This is a genomic window from Microbacterium sp. USHLN186 (genome assembly GCF_037145155.1).
Classification (GTDB): Bacteria; Actinomycetota; Actinomycetes; order Actinomycetales; family Microbacteriaceae; genus Microbacterium.
The window spans coordinates 255549-275855 of record NZ_JBBCYA010000002.1; the positions used below are offsets into that span (position 1 = coordinate 255549).

Consider the following 20307-nt stretch of genomic DNA (forward strand, 5'->3'; position numbering starts at 1 on the left):
ATTACCGGGGTGCGCTCGCGCGCTCCGCCATGCTGGTAGGCTGTTGAGGTTGCCGTTAGATCGGCCGCGGATAAAGAGAGCAGGCGCATTCGGCGCCAGGCACCGCGCAACAAGCAGAGAGGGGATCGAATCTATGGCACTGGAAGCAGACGTCAAGAAGGCGATCATCGAAGAGTACGCGACGCACCCCGGTGACACCGGATCCCCCGAGGTGCAGGTCGCGATGCTGACGCAGCGCATCAAGGACCTCACCGAGCACCTCAAGGAGCACAAGCACGACCACCACTCGCGTCGTGGGCTGTTCCTGCTCGTCGGTCAGCGCCGCCGCCTGCTGGGTTACCTGCAGGATGTCGACATCAACCGTTACCGCTCGCTCATCGAGCGTCTCGGCCTGCGTCGCTAATCGCACCAGCGTTCAATCGCGCAGAACATTCTTGGAGAGCCGCCCCACGGTGTGGGGCGGCTCTCGTCATCCCACGGCGCCGCCCCTGGGAACCATGAGAAACCACTTCCAGCGTGAGACTTGCGTGCACCGCTGGTTTCCCGTGCAGGAAATGACGTCTCGATGTGCGAAGCGGGTCGGGTGCCGAAGGGCGTCCGACATCTGTCGTGCGGCCGCGCGTCTGCTGCTCGCCGAGGGCGCGGCATTCGGCGTGTACCTGATCGTCGACGACCGTCGTGCTCGTGCTGCTTCTGCAGTTCACGAGCCTGCCGTCGGCGATCCCCGGGTACATCGCCGGTGGGCTGATCGCCCTGGCATTCGTGGTCGGGGCGCTGAAGGAGCCGGAAGGTGCCTGAGGCGCCCGGGCGCGAGCATCCGCGCCTGCGGCTGGACGACAGCTTCGCCAGCCCGATCCGCTTCTCGCTCATGGCGGGCCTTGGGGAGGACCTCGAACTCGACTTCGCCACCCTCGGCGGCATCCTGCAGGTCTCGGACTCCGCGCTGAGCAAGGCGATCTCAGCGCTCGAGCACGCCGGTTACGTCGGAGTGCGCAAGAGGCAGGTGGGTTCCAGGCCGCGCACCTGGGTGCGCGGCACGGCGGTCGGCCGCCGAGCGTTCGGTGCGCACGTGCAGGCGCTGCGAGCGATTGTCGACTTCGGCGCCGGCGGCGCCGGCGGCGCCGCCGACCCATGAGCGGAGCCTAAACCGAGGCGCTCACGAGGTCGGGGTGATGGATGGCCGCGACGTCCGGGTGCGCGCGTAGGCGCGACTTCAGCGCGTTCTCGCCGTAGAGGCTGTGAATCGGATTCCCCGGGTCGCGGCTCACGCCTCGCGCGTGCGCGGCGAGGTCGGCGGGGAGTTCGATCAGCGGCAGCTTGGTGTCCAGAGCCGGGTTGAAGAAGAACGGGATCGACAGCCGGTCGTGCGGCGCTCGCGGCGAGACGACGCGGTGGTTGGTCGCCCTGAGGTAGCCGTTCGTCGCGTACTCGAGAAGCTCGCCGATGTTCACCACGAACGCGCTGTCGACGGGTGGGGCGTCCACCCACTCGCCGTCGCGCTCGACCTGCAGTCCGCCACGGCCGGGCTCCACCCAGAGCAGGGTCAGCACGCCGCTGTCCTTATGAGCGCCGACGCCCTGCTGCGGCTCGGGCGCGGTCGTGCCCGGATATCGGACGATCTTGATGAGCGTCGACGGCTCACCGAAGTGGTCGTCGAAGTACGACTCCTCGGCGCCCAGAGCGAGCGCCCACGCGCGCAGCAGCTTCCGCGCGATGCCGGACAGAGCGGCGTGCCACTCGGCGACGACGGCGCGCAGCTCTGGCTGCGCCTGAGGCCAGAGGTTCGGGCCGATGAGGCGGTTGAAAGCCGGACCGCCCTCGACAGCGTCCCGTTCCGGACCGATGTCGATCTGCTCGCGCCAGTCGACGGCGCCCTTCGTCCGCTCCCCGCCGATGCGCGTGTACCCCCGGAAGTGCGGGCTCTTCACGTTTTCGATCGCGAGCTTGTCGTGGTCGGGAAGCGCGAAGAATGCCCTCGCAGCGCGGTGCAGCCGCTGCTCGAGATCGGTGGAGATGCCCGTGCCCGTGAGGTAGAAGAAGCCCACGTCCCGCGTCGCGGCGCGCAGGTCCGCGCGGAACCGCGCGGCCGCCTCTGCGCCGGCGTCGAGCTGAGACAGGTCGAGGATGGGGAGGGTGAGATCGGTCATGCGTCGACGGTAGGACCAGGCCCGTCGGCGCGCACGAATGTTGCCTTCTCTTACCGGTCGGCATGCGGGAGGCGCGGGAAACCGAGTGCTAGAGTTGCTTAGGTAAGGCACCCCTTACCGATCCGTCGGCAGAATCGAATCCCGTGTTCGCAGCGCTCCTCATCGGCCTCCGCGAAGGCCTCGAAGCCGCCCTCGTCGTAGGCATCCTGGTGGCGTACATCCGCCGGCTCGGCCGTGCCGACGTGCTGGGACGCATGTGGATCGGCATCGGGCTCGCCATCGCCCTCGCGCTGGGGATCGGTGCCGTGCTCACCTTCGGCGCTTACGCGCTCACCAGCGAGGCTCAGGAGATCATCGGCGGCTCGCTGTCGCTGGTGGCCGTGGGCATGGTGACCTGGATGATCTTCTGGATGCAGAAGGCCGGCCACACGATGAAGTCGAACCTGCAGGGCGGTGTCGATCGCGCCCTCGCGCACGGGAGCCTGTGGGCGCTGATCGCGGTGGGGTTCGTGTCGGTGGCCCGCGAGGGGATCGAGACCACGCTGCTGCTGTGGTCGATGGTGCAGTCCTTCGGCAACGCGCCGCAGTCGCTGCTGGGTGCGCTGCTGGGGCTGCTCATGGCAGTCGTCGTCGGCTGGCTGCTCGCGCGCGGCGCCGTGCGGCTCGATCTCAAGCGGTTCTTCGCCTGGACGGGCGGATTCCTCGTCATCGTCGCCGCCGGCGTGCTGGCGTACGCCGTGATGGATCTGCAGGAGGCCGGCGTGCTCGGCGGTCCGTTCACCGCCGCCGCGCCGACGGACGCCCTGACCGGCGCGGTGCTCACCGGGCTGGCCGGCTTCCCCTTCGGCTGGGCATTCGACGCCACCGCCGTGATCGCCCCGGGCGGTGCCTGGGCGAGCATCCTGCAGGCGACGGTCGGCTTCATGCCGCACATGACCTGGTTGCAGGTCATCGCATGGGTGCTGTACATGGCCGTCGTCGGCACCTTCTTCGTTCGCGGGCTCACCCGCTCGCGCGCCCCCCGATCCGCTTCGGCTTCCGCGTCTTCGTCGGCGGCCCCGCGCGAAGAACTCGTGACCAACTCATCTGGAGCAGCATGACCACCGCATCCCGCACGCTGAGCGCCCTCGCGCTCGGCGCCATCGCCGTGACCGCTCTCAGCGGTTGCGTGGCCAAGCAGTCCGCCGATCCTGCGGCATCCTTCACCGTGTCGTCGACCGACAGCGAGTGCGCGGTCTCGACCGGCCAGGCCACGAGCGGCACGCTCACCTTCGAGGTGACCAATGACGGCGATAAGGTCACCGAGTTCTACCTGCTCGCGGAGGACGGGCTGCGCATCGTGGGTGAGGTCGAGAACATCGCGCCCGCCGCATCGCGCACGCTCACCGTCGTCGCCCAGCCCGGGGAGTACTACACGGTGTGCAAGCCGGGCATGATCGGCGAGGGCGTGGGACGAGCGGCCTTCACTGTCTCCGGTGACAAGGTGGCGATCGACGGGCCCGACGCCGAGCGGAAGCAGAAGGCTGTCGACCTCTACGCCGCGTTCGTCAAGGATCAGGCCGGCGCGCTGGTGCCCGCGGTGGAGGACCTGGTCGCCGCGTACATCGCCGGCGACGACGAGAAGGCCAGGGCGCTGTTCCCGCTCACCCGCGCCTCCTACGAGCGCATCGAGCCCGTGGCCGAGGCGCTGGGCGACCTCGACCCGCGCATCGATTACCGAGAGGTGGATGCCAGGGCCGAGGGCCTGGAGTGGACCGGATTCCACCGCATCGAGAAGGATCTGTGGGTTCCCGCGAAGGATGCACTCAACTCCGACGGCACCACCCCGGCCTGGCAGGACTGGGCCCCGTCCACACCCGCTGAACGCGGTGAGTACGGGGATCTGCTGCTGAGCGACGTGCAGGAGCTGTTCGACTACGTGCACTCCGAGGAGTTCACCGCCACTCTCTCCGACCAGGGGATCGCCGGCATCTCGAACGGCGCGGTGGCGCTGCTCGACGAGGTCGCCACAGGCAAGATCACCGGCGAGGAGGACTGGTGGTCGCACACCGACCTCTATGACTTCGCCGCCAATGTGGAGGGGTCGAAGATGGCGTTCTCGCTGGTGCGCGACTTCGTCACCGGCAAGGGTGACGACGGCGCCGCGCTGGTGGAGAGGATCTCAGCCGGCTACGACGCGCTCGACGGCGCGCTTGCCGCCCACGGCTCGCTGAAGGCGGCCTTCGTGCCGTTCACCGAGCTCAGCGACTCCGACCGGCGTGAGCTCATCGATCTCATCAACGCCCTCGCCGAACCGCTCTCGCAGCTCACCGGCACGGCGCTCGCCTGATCGAACCCACTTCCCGTCCCACCCGGAGCAGCGCATGTCCGAGCCCCATGAAGAGCAGGCCCCCGCACGTCATGGACTGAGCCGACGCGCGCTGCTCGGTCTCGCCGGCGGCGGGGGAGCGGCGGCACTGCTGCTCGCCGGCGGTGCCGGTGTGGCGATCGGCTCCACCCGCGGCGGGCAGGCCCATCCGGTCACGCACGAGTTCTTCGGCCGGCATCAAGCGGGCATCACGACCGAGGTGCAGGAGCAGCTGCACTTCGCCAGCTTCGACATGATGCCGCGCACCGACCGTGACGACCTCATCGAACTGCTGCAGGACTGGACCTACGCAGCCGCGCGCCTGACCCAGGGGCTGGATGTCAGCGCGACGGGCGCCGTCGGCGGTTCGCCGCAGTCGCCGCCGGATGACACCGGCGAGGCGCTCGGGCTGCCGGCCAGCGCGCTGACCATCACGTTCGGCTTCGGTCCGACGCTGTTCGAGAACGAGGACGGCGATCGCTACGGCATCCGCGATCGCCGTCCGCAGAGACTGCAGCCGCTGCCCGCATTCCTCGGAGAAGACCTGGACCCGGCGCAGTCCGGCGGAGACCTGTGCATCCAGGTGTGCGCCGACGACCCGCAGGTCGCCGTGCACGCGGTGCGCAACCTCAGCCGCATCGCGTTCGGGCGGGCCAAGCTGCGCTGGTCGCAGCTCGGCTTCGGCAAGACGTCACGCACCAGGGCCGACCAGCAGACGCCGCGCAACCTGTTCGGCTTCAAGGACGGCACGGCCAACATCCTCGCCGAGGACGATGCGGCCCTCGCCGAGCACGTCTGGGTCGGCGACGACGACGGACCCGCCTGGATGGCGGGCGGCTCCTACCTCGTGGCCCGCAAGATCGCGATGCTCATCGAGACGTGGGACCGGGTGCGCCTGGCCGAGCAGGAGAACATCTTCGGCCGCGACAAGGCGCACGGCGCTCCGCTGACGGGCGGCACCGAGATGACGCCGCCCAAGCTGTCAGGTCTTGACCCGGACAGCCATGTGCGTCTGGTGCACCCGTCGTCAAACGGGGGCGTGCGGATCCTGCGTCGCGGCTTCAACTACGTCGGCGGCAACAACGCGCTCGGTCGCCTGGACGCCGGTCTGTTCTTCCTCTCCTACCAGCGCGACCCCGAGCAGTTCGTCACACTGCAGCGCCGGCTGTCCACCGACCTGCTCAACGAGTACATCCAGCACGTCGGCTCCGGCATCTGGGCGATCCCCGGCGGAGCCGAGACAGGGTCGTACGTGGGCGCGACGCTGTTCGCCTGACCCGGCCCAGTTTCCCTCAGCCGCTGCGCCGCGATCCGGTGGGATCGCTGCGGTGATCGGCGCCGGATGCCAGCCCGGTGTCCGCGAACAGCCAGCGCGGACGCGGTTCGATGAGCGGGCGGAACAGCCGGCGCACCGGTTTGGACGACAGCGCGAACGCGATCGCGACGGAGACGGCGATGATCAGCGGCAGCCAGATCCATGTCGGGTTCAGGCCCCGCAGCACCCCCGACTCGCGGAACGGGTACAGCACGAAGGAGTGCAGCAGATACACGTACATCGTGTACTGCCCGAGCGTCGTCCACCATTGCGCCCGCCGCGGGAGCAGCGCGAAGAACGAGGTGCTGAGCAGCACTGCGAGCAGGATGAGCGCGAGTCGCACACCGCCCGCCCACCACTGGTCGTCGGCGAGGTCCGAGTAGGAGTCGTCGTAGAAGAACCAGTGCCGCAGGTCCGCGGCCTCCCATACCGGCAGCCACCGCCAGCAGACGAAGGCCCAGCCGGCCAGCACCGCCGCGGCGAGCGCGCGCACCCACCAGGGGCGGTACTCGATGAGGTGCAGCCGGCGCACGATGTCGCGCTCGCGCAGCCACCACCCGAAGGTGAAGAAGAACAGCAGGCCCAGAGTCCGCGACAGCGAGAAGGTGCTGTCGATGTTGGTGAGATAGCCCACCCCGATCGAGACGATCAGCGTCCACACCAGCGGCCAGCGCAGCAGTGCGAGGTAGGGCAGCACCAGACGGAAGATCCCTAGCGCGAGCAGGAACCACAGCGTCCACGACGGCTGGGTGGGGTTCGGGTTCGCGCGCCCCTCGATCAGCCACTTCGTGAGCACCCAGAGGCCCTCGAAGATGAGATACGGCAGCAGGATGTCGGTGATGACGCGCGCCATCTGCCGCTTGGTCGGGCTGCCCGCCTTCGAGAAGTACCCCGAGATGATCGCGAAGGCGGGCATGTGGAACGCATACACCCAGAGATAGAACGCATACGAGACGTCGGAGTCGTAGATGAGCCGCTGAGTGCCGTGACCGACCACGACCAGAACGATGCAGGCGAAGCGCGCGTTGTCCCAGAACGGCACCCGTCGACGGGGTCGTCCGACGGCGCCGGTCGACGAGGTCACGGGCGGATGCTGCTGGGCACTGCTCATGGGACGAGGCTATCGGCTGACTGAGGGGGAATAGTGTGGAGCTCCGGGTGTTGGAACAAGTGCATTCAGGTGAATAAGGTGGGTGCCCATGGCATCCCGAGCGGAGTGAACAGTGAACGAGCACAGCGGCATCCAGTTCGGCATCATGTCGGTCAGCGACATCACGCAGGACCCGACCACCGGCGTGACCCCCAGCGAGGCCGAGCGCATCAAGGCGACCGCCACGATCGCCAAGCACGCCGAAGAGGTGGGCCTCGACGTCTTCGCCATCGGGGAGCACCACAACCCGCCGTTCTGGTCGTCGAGCCCCACCACGTTCCTCGCGCACGTCGCCGCGCAGACCGAGCGGCTGATCGTGTCGACCTCGACGACGCTGGTCACCACCAACGACCCCGTGCGCATCGCCGAGGAGTACGCGATGCTGCAGCACGTCTCCGATGGCCGCATGGACCTCATGCTCGGTCGCGGCAACACTGGTCCGGTCTACCCGTGGTTCGGCAAGGACATCCGCCAGGGGCTGCCCCTGGCGATCGAGAACTACGCCCTGCTGCGCAAGCTGTGGGATGAGGACGTCGTGGACTGGGAGGGGAAGTTCCGCACTTCGCTGCAGGGCTTCACCGCGACGCCGCGACCGCTGGACGGTGTCGCCCCGTTCGTCTGGCACGGATCCATCCGCACGCCCGAGATCGCCGAGCAGGCCGCGTACTACGGCGACGGCTTCTTCGCGAACAACATCTTCTGGCCCAAGGAGCACTACCAGCGCCTGATCGAGCTGTACCGGCAGCGGTACGCCCACTACGGTCACGGCACGCCCGAGCAGGCCATCGTCGGCATCGGAGGTCAGGTGTTCATGGCGGCCGATTCCCAGGACGCGGTGAGGCAGTTCCGTCCGTACTTCGACAACGCTCCGGTGTACGGCCACGGCCCGAGCATGGAGGACTTCACCGAGATGACGCCGTTGACCGTCGGCTCTCCGCAGCAGGTGATCGACCGCTACGCATCCATGCGCGACGCCTTCGGCGACTTCCAGCGTCAGCTCTTCCTGATCGACCACGCCGGGCTGCCGCTGAAGACGGTCCTCGAGCAGCTCGACATCCTCGGCGGTGAAGTGGTGCCCGTGCTGCGTCGCGAGCTCGCCGAGAACCGTCCCGCCACGGTTCCGGATGCCCCCACGCATGCCGCCCGCGTGCGGGCCGCGTACGGCGACGGACCCTCGCGTCAGGCGCGCCCGTCGGCGAACCGGGGCGACAACCTCACCGCCGGCTCGCCCTACCAGGACGCGCCGATCGAGGTCGGTGCGTCGTTCGGACTCGGAAGGAAGGGTGCCTGACATGAACGAGCGCCGCATCGCCGTCGTCTCGGCGGGTCTGTCGAACCCCTCCTCCACGCGCATGCTCGCCGACCGCCTCGCGGCGGAGGCCGCGCGGGCGCTGCGCGTGCGCGACATCGACGTGAAGGTCGACGTGATCGAGCTGCGCGACCTCGCGCACGACATCACCAACAACCTCCTCACCGGCTTCGCGCCGCCCGCGCTGGAGAACGCGATCAACACGGTCGTGTCGGCCGACGCGCTGATCGCCGTGACGCCGATCTTCTCGACGAGCTACTCCGGGCTCTTCAAGTCGTTCATCGACGTGCTCGATCCGGATGCCCTGACGGGCAAGCCCGTGCTCATCGGCGCGAACGCCGGCACCCAGCGGCACTCGCTGGCGATCGACTATGCGATCCGTCCGCTGTTCGCCTACCTGCACGCCGAGGCCGTGTCGACCGGGGTGTTCGCGGCATCGAGCGACTGGGGCGGCGGGGGCGATGAGGTGGCCCCGCTCGCCAAGCGAGTCGAGAAGGGCGCGAAGGAGCTCGCCGAGGCGATCGCCCGGCGCGGTGCCGCGGAGGTCGTCGACCCGTACGATCCGGCGACGTACCTCGGCGACGGGCGCTCATTCGGGCACATGCTCGGCGGACTCGCAGGGGAGTGAGACGCGGGGGAGTGAATGACGAAGGGCTGCGACATTCCTGTCGCAGCCCTTCGTCATCGCTTCGGAAGCGGTTCAGCCGCTCTTGCGGCGGAACTCGCGCTTCATCTGCGGCGCGTGGGTGGCATGCACGGCGGAGTCGCCGTCCAGGTGCGACTCTCCGTTCCGACTGTGCGCGTTCTTCTTGTCGAGCGCTTCCCTGAACTTGCGCTTCATCTCCTCGGGTGAGACTGCCTTGTCTTCGCTCATGCTCGTCAGCCTAGGCGAAGACAGCGGACTTCGGTGGCGCCGGGTGGGCGACCACGGCGGGTGGACGCGGCGTCGACGCCCCGACTGGTACCATCGACAATGGTGCATTCTGCGCCGTACAACTGCACATCGATTCACGGAGCGGTCGGCTGAGAAGCTGGTCCCCTGTGGTGGGTTCCTCGTCGCACACGGCGCCGGGTGATCTTCTACTGGTGGCCAGCGCAGGCGAGATCGGCGGGGGTCCCCGCGCGCTTATATCTGTCCGCATCCGCTCCTTCGCGACAACTCGCGCGCCACACGGGTGAGCGAGCCTAAACAAAGAAGGAGAGACCTCTTGGAAGGTCCTGAAATCACCGCCACCGAGGCCGTTCTCGACAACGGCCGCTTCGGCACCCGCACCATCCGCTTCGAGACCGGACGCCTTGCCCAGCAGGCTCAGGGCTCGGTCGCGGCCTACCTCGACGAAGAGACGATGCTCCTGTCGGCCACCAGCGCGGGCAAGCACCCGCGCGAAGGCTTCGACTTCTTCCCGCTGACGGTCGACGTCGAGGAGCGCTCGTACGCCGCCGGCAAGATCCCCGGCTCGTTCTTCCGCCGCGAGGGCCGTCCCTCCACCGAGGCCATCCTCGTGTGCCGTCTGATCGACCGTCCGCTGCGCCCGTCGTTCGTCGACGGCCTGCGCAACGAGGTCCAGATCGTGATCACCGTGCTGTCGATCGCCCCCGGCGAGTACTACGACGCGCTGGCGATCAACGCAGCCTCCGCGTCGACGCAGATCTCCGGTCTGCCCTTCTCGGGTCCGATCGCCGGCGTGCGCCTCGCGTTCATCCCCGGTCACGGCGAGCATGCCGACCAGTGGGTGGCGTTCCCCACCGCCGAGCAGGTCTCGGAGGCCGTCTTCGACCTGATCGTCGCCGGCCGGGTCGTCACCAAGGCCGACGGCTCCGAAGACGTCGCGATCATGATGGTCGAGGCCGAAGCCACGGAGGGCAGCTGGAACCTGATCAAGGCCGGCGCCACCAAGCCCGACGAGGACATCGTCGCGCAGGGCCTCGAGGCCGCCAAGCCGTTCATCGCGCAGCTGGTCAGGGCTCAGGCCGAGCTCGCCGCCACGGCGTCGAAGGAGCCGGGCGTGTACCCGGTCTTCCTGCCGTACAGCGAAGAGGTCTACAGCTTCGTCGCAGACCGTGCGCACGCTGAGCTCGTCGACGTCTACCAGATCGCCGACAAGCAGGAGCGCCAGAACGCCGACGACGTGATCAAGGACCGCGTCAAGGCCGAGCTCATCGAGGCCACCGAGGCCGGCACGCTGCCTGCCGGTGCGCCGCTGGAATTCTCCGCCGCGTACAAGTCGGTCACCAAGAAGATCGTCCGCGGACGCATCCTCACCGAGGGCGTTCGGATGGACGGCCGCGGCCTCGCCGACATCCGCCCTCTCGACGCAGAGGTGCAGGTCATCCCGCGCGTGCACGGCTCGGCGATCTTCCAGCGCGGCGAGACCCAGATCCTGGGCGTCACCACGCTGAACATGCTGAAGATGGAGCAGCAGATCGACTCGCTGTCGCCCATCACCAGCAAGCGCTACCTGCACCACTACAACTTCCCGCCCTACTCGACCGGCGAGACCGGCCGCGTCGGGTCGCCGAAGCGTCGCGAGATCGGGCACGGCTTCCTCGCCGAGCGCGCCCTCGTGCCTGTGCTGCCCACGCGTGAGGAGTTCCCCTACGCGATCCGCCAGGTCTCCGAGGCGCTGAGCTCGAACGGCTCGACCTCGATGGGCTCGGTCTGCGCGTCGACCCTGTCGCTGCTGAACGCCGGTGTGCCGCTGCGCGCACCCGTCGCCGGCATCGCGATGGGCCTCGTGTCCGATGAGGTGGAAGGTGAGACCCGCTACGCGGCGCTCACCGACATCCTGGGCGCCGAGGACGCGCTGGGCGACATGGACTTCAAGGTCGCCGGTACGAGCGAGTTCGTCACCGCGATCCAGCTCGACACCAAGCTCGATGGCATCCCCTCGTCGGTGCTCGCAGGGGCCCTCACCCAGGCGCGCGACGCGCGCCTGACGATCCTCAACGTGCTGAACGCGGCGATCGACGCTCCGGACGAGATGGCGCCGACCGCGCCGCGCGTGATCAGCGTGCAGATCCCGGTCGACAAGATCGGCGAGCTGATCGGGCCCAAGGGCAAGACGATCAACGCGATCCAGGACGAGACCGGTGCGCAGATCTCCATCGAGGAGGACGGCACCGTCTACATCGGCGCCGTCGACGGCCCGTCGGCCGAGGCCGCCCGCGCTCAGGTGAACGCCATCGCCAACCCCACCAACCCGGAGGTCGGCGAGCAGTTCCTCGGCACGGTCGTGAAGATCGCCACCTTCGGCGCCTTCGTGTCGCTGCTTCCCGGCAAGGACGGCCTGCTGCACGTCACCGAGGTGCGCAAGCTCGCCGGTGGCAAGCGCGTCGAGAACGTCGACGACGTGCTCTCGGTGGGCCAGAAGATCCTGGTGAAGATCACCAAGATCGACGACCGCGGCAAGCTGTCGCTCGAGCCGGTCATCGAGGACGCGCCCGCAGAGGGTGAGTCGGAGACCGCTGAGGCGTGATTCATCTCGGATGCCGGTGAATCGGCATCCCTGATCCGGACCCGGGATCGTGCGCGTGGCGCCGATCCCGGGTCTGTTCGTATCCGATGTGATCGAACTGTTATGAACACTTCCCCCTCCGTACCCCTGTCGTGACCTGCCGATCGCTCGCCCTCGCCTACCCTCGAAGTACGCGCCAGGGGTGCGTTGCAGGGCTCATGGGGGTGGCAGGTGAAGCTTTTCGGCACGGGGACAGCCGATGCGCAGGGCAGCGCCGCTCCGGCGCTCGACGCGCATCCCTCCGCGCCGATCCCGGTCGTCGGACCCGGCGTGGGGGAGGGCATCCGCGTCCCGCTCGGTGAGACCGGCATCTCGGTGTTCCCGCTCATGCTCGGCGCCGCGGAGTTCGGCTGGAGCGTCGATCAGCGCACCAGCGACGAGATCCTCGATCGCTACGTGGAGATCGGCGGCAACGCCGTGCACACTGCGGACGGCTTCTCGGGCGGGCGCAGCGAGCACATCATCGGGCGCTGGCTGCGGGCGCGCGGTCTGCGTGAGCACATCGCCCTGAGCGTGCGCATCGGCGCACACGCCGACAACCCCGGCCTGGGGTCGGTCAACCTGGTGCGCGCCGTCGAGGGGTCGCTGACCCGCCTGGGCGTGGACAGTCTGGACGTGCTCTACCTCGATGCCTCGCTCGACGCGAGCACCGTGCTCGAGGACACGCTTGCGACCGTGGAGTGGCTGCGCGACGCCGGCAAGATCCGCGCGGTGGGCGCGTTCCGGTTCACGCCGGAACGCCTGGTCGAGGCCCGCATCCTCGCCTCCGCCGGGTACCCCCGCATCGAGGTCGTCGATGAGCCCTACAACCTGCTGCGCCGCCGCGGGCTGGAGGGGGATCTGCGCCTGGTCGCCGCGGCGCAGAACCTGGCCGTCACCCCCTCGCACGCGCTCGAGCACGGCTTCCTCTCGGGTACGCACAGACGCCGGTCATCGACCGGTGGCGTTCGAGCAGAGCAGATGAAGGGCAATCTGAACCGACGGGGGATCCGAGTGCTGCGGGCCCTCGACCGCATCGCCGCCGAGCTGTCGGTGCCGGTCGCCGCGGTGTCGATCGCCTGGCTGCTGGCCCAGCGCACGGTCGTCGCCCCCATCGTCAACGCCTTCGCCCCGCACCACGTGGAAGAGCTCATGCAGGGCGCCGGAGTGTCGCTGCTGCGTTCCCAGATCGCCGATCTCACCCGCGCCGGAGAGTGACCGCGGATCCGCGCGCCACGCGGGTGAGCAGGCGGCCACGTCGGTGCCGTGACCTAAGCTGGAGGCGACCCTCCGACGCGGTGGGGATGAATTGAGCGGGCAGTGACGCATTACATATATCTGGTCAGACACGGCGAACATCAGGATGCCGAACACGGCGTCGACGATGGACCCCTTTCACCGCGAGGACAGCGCCAGGCCGAGCTCATCGCCGACCGCCTGTCGGGGCTGCCGCTGGATGCCGTCTGGCATTCGCCGCTGCTGCGGGCGGCCGAGACCGCGCGCGCGGTCGCGGCTCGCCTGCCCTCGGTCGACCCGGTTCCCTCGGCGCTGCTGTTCGATTGCGTGCCCAGCGGCCCGACCGAGGACGTCCCCGCGGTGTACGAGCCGTTCTTCGGCTCGGTCAGCGATGCGGAGATCGAGGCGGGCTCGGCGCAGATGGCGGATGCCGTCGGCGAATTCCTCAGACGGCGCAACGGCGATGTGCACGAGGTGCTCATCACGCACAACTTCGTCATCTCCTGGTTCGTCCGTGAGGTGCTCGGAGCTCCGGACTGGCGGTGGATGACCCTGAATCAGGGGCACTGCGGTCTCAGCGTGATCGCGCAGAAGCAGGGGCGCCCCTGGACGCTGCTCACGCACAACGATCTCGGGCATCTGCCCATGGAGCTGCGCACCGGTCTGCCCGAAGGCGCGCTGGTCTGACGCGCGGGTGTGCGCACTGCGACACGGCGTCAGTGGCGGAAGCGGTGCGAATCTAGACTGGGGGCATGACCACTCAGGTTGCCCTTGTCGGCGGTACAGGCTCGCTGGGACGCATCATCCATGGCGTCATCGACGATCTGGACGGTTTCGAGGTGCGCACGGTGCTCGGCTCGGGGAGCGATCTCGATGAGATGACGGGTGCCGACCTCGTGGTCGATGCGTCCACTCCTGCAGTGAGCGTGGAGGTCGTGCGGGCGGCTGTCGAGCGCGGCATCAACGTGCTGGTCGGCACGTCGGGATGGTCGCAGGAGCGGATCGCGCTGGTGCGGCCCCTCGTGGACAGCAGCGGCACCGGCGCCGTCTTCATCCCCAACTTCTCGCTCGGCTCCGCCCTCGGCACGGCACTCGCCGCTGCCGCCGCGCCGTTCTTCCCCTCCGCGGAGATCGTCGAGGCCCATCACGACCGCAAGATCGACTCGCCCAGCGGGACGGCAGTGCGCACCGCCGAGCTGATGATGGCAGCGCGCCACACGCAGGGACCTTTCCAGGCACCGCATGTCGACCAGCGCGCGCGGGGACAGCAGGTGGCGGGGATCCCGCTGCACTCCCTGCGCAGGCCGGGGGTGATCGCCAAGCAGGAGGTCGTCCTGTCCGGACCGGGGGAGTCGCTCTCGATCGTGCACGACACCGTGGACTCGGCGGCCGCCTACGCTCCCGGCATCCGCTTGGCGCTGCCGTTCACCCGCGACGCGCGCGGTGTCGTCGTCGGCCTGGAGAACATGATCGACATCGGCATCCGGACCCACTCGTGACCTCGCGCATCGGCGTGGCGGTGATGGGTGCGGCCCTGCTGCTGTACATCGTCGTCGCCGGCTGGCTGGCAGTGATGTTCTTCGCCGTCGGCACGCCCGTCTCGATCGGCATGGGGATCGCGCTGATAGTGCTCGCCCCGCTCGGCGGCTGGGCGCTCCTGCGAGAACTGGTGTTCGGCTTCGGCGCGGACCGTCTGGGTCGTGCTCTCAACGCGGACGGCGGGATGCCACCGGCACCGGCCGAGCTGCGGCCCAGTGGCCGCCTGCGCGCCCAGGATGTGGGTCCGCTTCTCTCCCGCTACGCCGCGGAAGCCGAGGCAGCACCTGCGGACTGGCGCGCCCGGTACCGGCTGGGTGTGGTGCAGGATGCCGCCGGACTGCGCAAGGACGCCAGAGCCAGCATCCGCGAGGCGATCCGCCTCGCGGGGCACCGGCCCTGACGTCCTGCTCAGCCGATCAGGCGAGGCTGGCCTCGAGGGTGATCTCGATGCCCGCGAGCGCCTGCGAGACCGGGCAGTTCGCCTTGGCGTCCTCGGCGATCTCCTGGAACTTCTCCGGAGTGATGCCGGGAACGGTGGCGTTCACGTTCAGGTGGCTCCCGGTGATGCCGGTCCCGGGCTTGAAGGTCACCGAGGCAGAGGTGTTCACGCGCTCCGGCGGGGTGCCGTTCTCCGCCAGCGCGTTCGAGAGCGCCATGCTGAAGCACGATGCGTGCGCGGCGGCGATCAGCTCCTCGGGAGTGGTGGTGGTGTCGGAGCCCTCGCTGCGCGCCTTCCAGTCGATCGGGAAGGTGCCGAGGTTCGAGCTCGAGAACGCGACGGTGCCCGAGCCCTCCATCAGGGATCCGGTCCAGGTGGTGGCGGCTTCGCTGGTGACGGTCATTGTTCCTCCGAGGGTCGCATGTCGCGGAACGACGCGGGTTCGCGCCGCGTCGCCAGCCTATACAGCGCGACCTCCGGGCGGTACCGCGGGTATCGTTGTCGGCATGAGTGCAGCCGTGCCCACGCCGTATGAAGATCTGCTCCGCGACGTGCTCGCGCACGGTACGCACAAGGACGATCGCACCGGCACCGGCACCACCAGTGTCTTCGGGCGGCAGATCCGCTTCGATCTGTCCGCCGGCTTCCCGCTGATCACCACCAAGCGGGTGCACTTCAAGTCGATCGCGTATGAGCTGCTCTGGTTCCTCCGCGGCGACTCCAACGTGCGCTGGCTGCAGCAGCACGGAGTGAGCATCTGGGACGAGTGGGCGGATGCCGACGGCGATCTCGGTCCGGTCTACGGCGTGCAGTGGCGCTCATGGCCGGCACCAGACGGGGAGCGGATCGACCAGCTCTCCCAGGTGATCGAGCAGATCCGCGCGACCCCGGATTCACGGCGCCTGATCGTGTCGGCCTGGAACCCCGCGGACATCCCCGACATGGCCCTGGCACCCTGCCACGCGCTCTTCCAGTTCTATGTCGCCGACGGGCGCCTGTCGTGTCAGCTGTATCAGCGCAGCGCGGACCTATTCCTCGGCGTGCCCTTCAACATCGCCTCGTACGCGCTGCTCACCCTCATGGTCGCCCAGCAGACCGGGCTGCAGCCGGGGGACTTCGTGTGGACCGGCGGCGACTGCCACATCTACGACAACCACCTCGAGCAGGTGCGCGAGCAGTTGCGCCGCGATCCCTACCCGTACCCCACCCTGCGCTTCGCCCGCACTCCGGAATCGATCCTCGACTACCGCTACGAGGACTTCGTCGTGGAGGGCTATCAGCACCATCCGGCCATCCGCGCGGCGGTGGCGGTATGAGCTGGATCGGGCTCATCTGGGCGCAGGCGCACGGCGGGGTGATCGGTGCCGACGGCGGCATGCCCTGGCACGTCCCCGAGGATCTGGCGCACTTCCGCGAGGTCACCAGCACCACGCCGGTCGTGATGGGGCGGCGCACCTGGGAATCGCTCCCCGCGCGGTTCCGGCCCCTGCCGGGTCGCGAGAACATCGTCGTCACCCGCCAGCCCGACTGGAGCGCCGAGGGTGCGCGCCCGGCGGCGACCATCGACGATGCCATCCGCGGAAGCGACCGCGTCTGGATCATCGGCGGGGGCGAGATCTTCCGTCAGGTGATCGACGACGCCGATCGGCTGGAGATCACCGAGCTCGACGTCGAGGTCGACGGGGATGCCTATGCTCCTCCCATCGACGGATGGCGTCTCGCCGAGGCGGGGGAGTGGCACACCTCCCGCACCGGCATCCGCTACCGATTCAAGGGATACGAGCGCTGACATGCCCGCTGCACTGATCACCGGCGCCAGCGCCGGGCTGGGCGCGGAGTTCGCCCACCAGCTGGCGGCCCGCGGAGCCGACCTGGTCCTCGTCGCGCGAGGGGCAGACGCCCTGGAGCGCCTGGCGACGGAGCTGCGCCGCGCGCACGGGGTGCACATCGAGGTGCTGACCGCGGACCTGGCGGTCGAGGAGGAGGTGCAGCGGGTGGCCGAGCGGGTGGCCGACGCAGCGCATCCGATCGACCTGCTCGTGAACAACGCCGGATTCGGGCTGCCCCTGCAGTTCGCCGACAACGACATCGACGACGAGGTGCGTCACCTGCGCGTGCACGTCGAGGCGTCGATGCGCCTCATGCACGCGGCGATCCGCGCCATGCGCGGGCGCGGCGGGCGGATCATCAACGTCGCCTCCGTCGCCGGCTTCATCTCCCGCTCCACCTACTCCGCCTGCAAAGCGTGGCTCATCGGGTTCAGCCGATGGGCGAACGCGGAGTACGCCCGCGACGGCGTCAGCGTCACCGCGCTGTGCCCCGGTTTCACGCACACCAGCTTCCACGAGCGCATGGGGCTGCCGGCCGGGCAGGAGGGCGTGCCGGCGCTGATGTGGCTGGATGCGCCGCAGGTCGTGCGAGAGGGGCTGCGTGATGCGGCGCGGGGCCGGGCGGTGTCGATCCCGTCACTGCGCTACAAGCTGATCGTGGCTCTCGCCGGTCTGCTGCCCCCCGCGCTCACCTCGCGCGTCGCGCGCCGCGGCCGAGTGTGACGCGCGGTGCCGGCCCGCGCACTCGAAACGCTACGCTGAGAGGATGACGCACGCGGAAAATCCCTTCGGACAGGTTCTCGTCGCGCTGGTCACCCCGATGACCGCCGACGGCGAGGTCGACTGGCCCGCGACCGAGAATCACATGGACCGCGTCATCAGCGATGGGGCCGACGGGATCGTGGTCACCGGCACGACCGGTGAGACCTCCACCCTCACCGACGACGAGAAGATCCGACTGGTCGAGGTCGGCAAGGACGTCTCCGCCGGACGCGCGAAGATCATCACCGGCGGAGGCTCCAACGAGACCGCGCACGCCATCGAGCTGTACAAGGCGAGCGAGAAGGCCGGCGCCGACGGCATCATGATCGTCACGCCCTACTACAACAAGCCGACCCAGGCCGGCATCCTCACGCACTTCCGCCTCGTCGCCGACGCCACCGACCTGCCGGTCATCCTCTACGACATCCCCGGTCGCACCGGCGTGCCGATCAAGTACGAGACGATCCTGCGCCTGGCGAATCACCCCAACATCCTCGCCGTGAAGGACGCCAAGGGCGACTTCAGCGAGGTCAGCCGCGTGCTCAACCAGACGGATCTGATGTACTTCTCCGGCGACGACTCCAACGTGCTCCCGCACCTCTCGATCGGCGCCACGGGCATGATCGGCGTGACCGCCAACATCACCTCGGCGCCCTACCGCACCATCGTCGACGCCGTGAACCGCGGCGACCTCGCCGCCGCGACAGCCGCGCACCGCCGACTGGAGCCGCTCGTCCGCGCGGCGATGACGCACGTGCCGGGCACGGTGGCGGCCAAGTACATCCTGCACGGACTGGGCCGCATCAACAGCCCTCGCGTGCGTCTGCCCCTGGTCGGGCCGGAGGAGTGGGAGGCCGCCCTCATCGAGGACGAGCTGGCGCTCATCAAGGACGTCCCCGGAGCCGACTTCTCGAACTTCCGCCCCGACCGCAACGCGGCCGCCGGCGGCGCACTTCCCAAGGTGCACGGCACCACCCGATGAGCGCTTCCGCGCAACGACACGAAACGAACGGGCACTGCGTGCCCGCCTGAGGAGACTGAATGTCCTTCCCCCTCGCCGCTCCCGAACCGCTCGCCCCCGGAACCCTGCGGGTCACCCCGCTGGGCGGTCTGGGCGAGGTCGGTCGCAACATGACCACGTTCGAGTACGAGGGCAAGATCCTCATCGTCGACTGCGGCGTGCTCTTCCCCGAGGAGCACCAGCCCGGCGTCGATCTGATCCTCCCGGACTTCGAGCCCATCAAGCACCGCCTCGACGATGTCGTGGGCGTCGTGCTCACCCACGGGCACGAGGACCACATCGGCGCCGTGCCGTACCTGCTGCGTCTGAAGCAGGACATCCCCCTGATCGGGTCGGGGCTCACGCTCGCTCTCGTCGAGGCGAAGCTCAAGGAGCACCGCATCAAGCCCTTCACCCTGACGGTGCAGGAGGGCCAGCACGAGCGGGTCGGCCCGTTCGATCTGGAGTTCATCGCGGTCAACCACTCGATCCCGGATGCCCTGGCCGTCGCCATCCGCACTCCGGCCGGGCTCGCGCTGGCCACCGGCGACTTCAAGATGGACCAGCTGCCTCTCGATGGCCGGATCACCGATCTGCGCGCGTTCGCGCGCCTGGGCGAGGAGGGAGTCGACCTCTTCCTGGTCGACTCCACGAACGCCGACGTCCCCGGCTTCACGCCCACCGAGCGATCGATCGGGCCGGTGCTCGAGCAGGTGATCGGCAAGGCACGCCGGCGCGTGATCGTCGCGAGCTTCTCCAGTCACGTGCACCGCGTGCAGCAGGTGATCGACGCCGCCCATGCCCACGGCCGCCGGGTGGCCTTCCTCGGGCGCAGCATGGTGCGCAACATGACGATCGCCGAGCAGCTCGGCTATCTCAAGGTGCCCGACAACGTGCTGATCGACTACAAGAAGGCGCGTGACCTTCCCGAAGACCGCATCGTGTACATGTCGACCGGCTCGCAGGGTGAGCCCATGGCCGTGCTCAGCCGCATGGCGAACCTCGACCACGCCATCGAGCCGGGCGAAGGCGACACCGTCATCCTCGCCTCGAGCCTCATCCCGGGCAACGAGAACGCCGTCTACCGGGTGATCGACGGGCTCACCAAGCTCGGGGCGGACGTCGTGCACAAGGCCAACGCGCAGGTGCACGTGTCCGGTCACGCCGCGGCCGGCGAGCTCATCTACTGCTACAACATCCTGAAGCCGAAGAACGTGCTCCCCGTGCACGGCGAATACCGCCACCTGATCGCGAACGCGAAACTCGCTCAGGCCACCGGCGTTCCCGAGGAGCGCACGATCGTCGGCGGCAACGGCACCATCATCGATCTCCGCGACGGCGTGGCGCGAGTCGCCGGCCAGCTCGACATCGGCTTCGTGTACGTCGACGGCTCGACCGTCGGCGGGATCACGGACGCCGACCTCAAGGACCGCCGGATCCTCGGTGAGGAGGGCTTCGTCTCGATCATCGTGGTCGTGGACTCCTCGACCGGCCGCATCATCTCCGGTCCGGAGATCCACGCGCGCGGTGTCGCGGAGGACGACTCCGTCTTCGACGACATCACGCCGCGCATCGTGGCCGCGCTCGAGGACGCCGCGCGCAACGGCGTCCGCGACAACCACGCGCTCTCGCAGATCATCCGCCGGACGATCGGGCGCTGGGTCAACCAGAAGCTGCGCCGGCGCCCGATGATCGTTCCCCTCGTGATCGAGGCCTGATACCGGGCAAAGCCGCGTCATT

Annotated in this window: 21 protein-coding genes; 17 read left to right on the forward strand and 4 right to left on the reverse strand. The window is 68.8% G+C overall.

The genetic code is table 11. The features are described from left to right. The first annotated feature begins 133 nt into the window (after window positions 1–133). Both rpsO and WFG93_RS05215 read left to right on the forward strand, forming a co-directional pair. A complete protein-coding gene (gene rpsO / locus WFG93_RS05210; RefSeq protein WP_018187174.1) occupies window positions 134–403 on the forward strand; it encodes a 30S ribosomal protein S15 in 270 nt (89 codons plus the stop codon). A gap of 387 nt (window positions 404–790) precedes the next feature. Continuing rightward, the gene (locus WFG93_RS05215; RefSeq protein ID WP_336645265.1) at window positions 791–1135 is read left to right on the forward strand and encodes a transcriptional regulator; all 345 of its coding nucleotides are present in this window, start codon (window positions 791–793) and stop codon (window positions 1133–1135) included. A gap of 7 nt (window positions 1136–1142) precedes the next feature. Here WFG93_RS05215 and WFG93_RS05220 read toward each other — a convergent pair whose 3' ends face one another. Continuing rightward, window positions 1143–2147, reverse strand: coding sequence for an isopenicillin N synthase family dioxygenase (locus tag WFG93_RS05220; RefSeq protein ID WP_336645266.1), 1005 nt, complete (start codon window positions 2145–2147; stop codon window positions 1143–1145). A 143-nt stretch (window positions 2148–2290) separates the two neighbouring features. Here WFG93_RS05220 and efeU point away from each other — a divergent pair, with 143 nt between their 5' ends. The 3 genes from efeU to efeB are packed head-to-tail and all read left to right on the forward strand — an operon-like array spanning window position 2291 to window position 5770. Next, window positions 2291–3247, forward strand: a complete 957-nt coding sequence (gene efeU, locus WFG93_RS05225; protein WP_336645267.1) for an iron uptake transporter permease EfeU — start codon at window positions 2291–2293, stop codon at window positions 3245–3247. Then, complete coding sequence (efeO, locus tag WFG93_RS05230) at window positions 3244–4476, forward strand: iron uptake system protein EfeO (protein WP_336645268.1); 1233 nt, start codon at window positions 3244–3246, stop codon at window positions 4474–4476. Before efeU ends, efeO begins: the two co-directional genes overlap by 4 nt. A gap of 34 nt (window positions 4477–4510) precedes the next feature. After that, window positions 4511–5770, forward strand: coding sequence for an iron uptake transporter deferrochelatase/peroxidase subunit (gene efeB / locus WFG93_RS05235; protein WP_336645269.1), 1260 nt, complete (start codon window positions 4511–4513; stop codon window positions 5768–5770). Between the two features lie 16 nt (window positions 5771–5786). On the opposite strand, the gene WFG93_RS05240 is transcribed toward efeB, so the two are convergent. Beyond that, window positions 5787–6920 (reverse strand): acyltransferase family protein, encoded by a 1134-nt coding sequence (locus tag WFG93_RS05240; protein WP_336645270.1) that lies wholly within the window; start codon window positions 6918–6920, stop codon window positions 5787–5789. Between the two features lie 112 nt (window positions 6921–7032). Between WFG93_RS05240 and WFG93_RS05245 the strand changes: the two genes are divergently transcribed. Both WFG93_RS05245 and WFG93_RS05250 read left to right on the forward strand, forming a co-directional pair. After that, window positions 7033–8250 (forward strand): LLM class flavin-dependent oxidoreductase, encoded by a 1218-nt coding sequence (locus tag WFG93_RS05245; protein WP_336645271.1) that lies wholly within the window; start codon window positions 7033–7035, stop codon window positions 8248–8250. A gap of 1 nt (window position 8251) precedes the next feature. Continuing rightward, window positions 8252–8896, forward strand: a complete 645-nt coding sequence (locus WFG93_RS05250; protein WP_336645272.1) for a CE1759 family FMN reductase — start codon at window positions 8252–8254, stop codon at window positions 8894–8896. A gap of 72 nt (window positions 8897–8968) precedes the next feature. Here the strand turns inward: WFG93_RS05250 and WFG93_RS05255 are convergent, their stop codons facing one another. After that, the gene (locus WFG93_RS05255; protein ID WP_336645273.1) at window positions 8969–9142 is read right to left on the reverse strand and encodes a DUF5302 domain-containing protein; all 174 of its coding nucleotides are present in this window, start codon (window positions 9140–9142) and stop codon (window positions 8969–8971) included. Between the two features lie 334 nt (window positions 9143–9476). On the opposite strand from WFG93_RS05255, the gene WFG93_RS05260 reads away from it, so the two are divergent. From WFG93_RS05260 to WFG93_RS05280, 5 genes are all read left to right on the forward strand, one after another. Further along, complete coding sequence (locus WFG93_RS05260) at window positions 9477–11744, forward strand: polyribonucleotide nucleotidyltransferase (RefSeq protein WP_336645274.1); 2268 nt, start codon at window positions 9477–9479, stop codon at window positions 11742–11744. A gap of 210 nt (window positions 11745–11954) precedes the next feature. Further along, window positions 11955–12980, forward strand: a complete 1026-nt coding sequence (locus WFG93_RS05265) for an aldo/keto reductase (RefSeq protein WP_336645275.1) — start codon at window positions 11955–11957, stop codon at window positions 12978–12980. A 102-nt stretch (window positions 12981–13082) separates the two neighbouring features. Then, window positions 13083–13685: a histidine phosphatase family protein gene (locus tag WFG93_RS05270; RefSeq protein ID WP_336645276.1), complete on the forward strand. Its 603-nt coding sequence runs from the start codon at window positions 13083–13085 to the stop codon at window positions 13683–13685. Between the two features lie 65 nt (window positions 13686–13750). Further along, on the forward strand, window positions 13751–14497 hold the full coding sequence (dapB, locus tag WFG93_RS05275) for a 4-hydroxy-tetrahydrodipicolinate reductase (RefSeq protein ID WP_336645277.1): 747 nt from the start codon (window positions 13751–13753) through the stop codon (window positions 14495–14497). Beyond that, window positions 14494–14937: a hypothetical protein gene (locus tag WFG93_RS05280; protein ID WP_336645278.1), complete on the forward strand. Its 444-nt coding sequence runs from the start codon at window positions 14494–14496 to the stop codon at window positions 14935–14937. Before dapB ends, WFG93_RS05280 begins: the two co-directional genes overlap by 4 nt. 16 nt (window positions 14938–14953) lie before the next feature. Here WFG93_RS05280 and WFG93_RS05285 read toward each other — a convergent pair whose 3' ends face one another. Beyond that, window positions 14954–15379 carry an OsmC family protein gene (locus tag WFG93_RS05285; RefSeq protein WP_336645279.1) on the reverse strand — a complete coding sequence of 142 codons (426 nt, stop codon included), beginning with the start codon at window positions 15377–15379 and terminating at the stop codon, window positions 14954–14956. A 103-nt stretch (window positions 15380–15482) separates the two neighbouring features. Here WFG93_RS05285 and WFG93_RS05290 point away from each other — a divergent pair, with 103 nt between their 5' ends. From WFG93_RS05290 to WFG93_RS05310, 5 genes are read left to right on the forward strand one after another with little or no spacing between them, the layout of a single operon-like run. Beyond that, window positions 15483–16292: a thymidylate synthase gene (locus tag WFG93_RS05290; RefSeq protein ID WP_336645280.1), complete on the forward strand. Its 810-nt coding sequence runs from the start codon at window positions 15483–15485 to the stop codon at window positions 16290–16292. Then, complete coding sequence (locus WFG93_RS05295; protein ID WP_336645281.1) at window positions 16289–16765, forward strand: dihydrofolate reductase; 477 nt, start codon at window positions 16289–16291, stop codon at window positions 16763–16765. Before WFG93_RS05290 ends, WFG93_RS05295 begins: the two co-directional genes overlap by 4 nt. 1 nt (window position 16766) lies before the next feature. Continuing rightward, window positions 16767–17528: an SDR family NAD(P)-dependent oxidoreductase gene (locus WFG93_RS05300; RefSeq protein WP_336645282.1), complete on the forward strand. Its 762-nt coding sequence runs from the start codon at window positions 16767–16769 to the stop codon at window positions 17526–17528. A gap of 43 nt (window positions 17529–17571) precedes the next feature. Further along, the gene (dapA, locus tag WFG93_RS05305) at window positions 17572–18549 is read left to right on the forward strand and encodes a 4-hydroxy-tetrahydrodipicolinate synthase (RefSeq protein WP_336645283.1); all 978 of its coding nucleotides are present in this window, start codon (window positions 17572–17574) and stop codon (window positions 18547–18549) included. A 59-nt stretch (window positions 18550–18608) separates the two neighbouring features. Beyond that, entirely contained in the window at window positions 18609–20285 is a 1677-nt protein-coding gene (locus tag WFG93_RS05310) for a ribonuclease J (RefSeq protein WP_336645284.1), read from the forward strand. The last annotated feature ends 22 nt before the right edge of the window (window positions 20286–20307 follow it).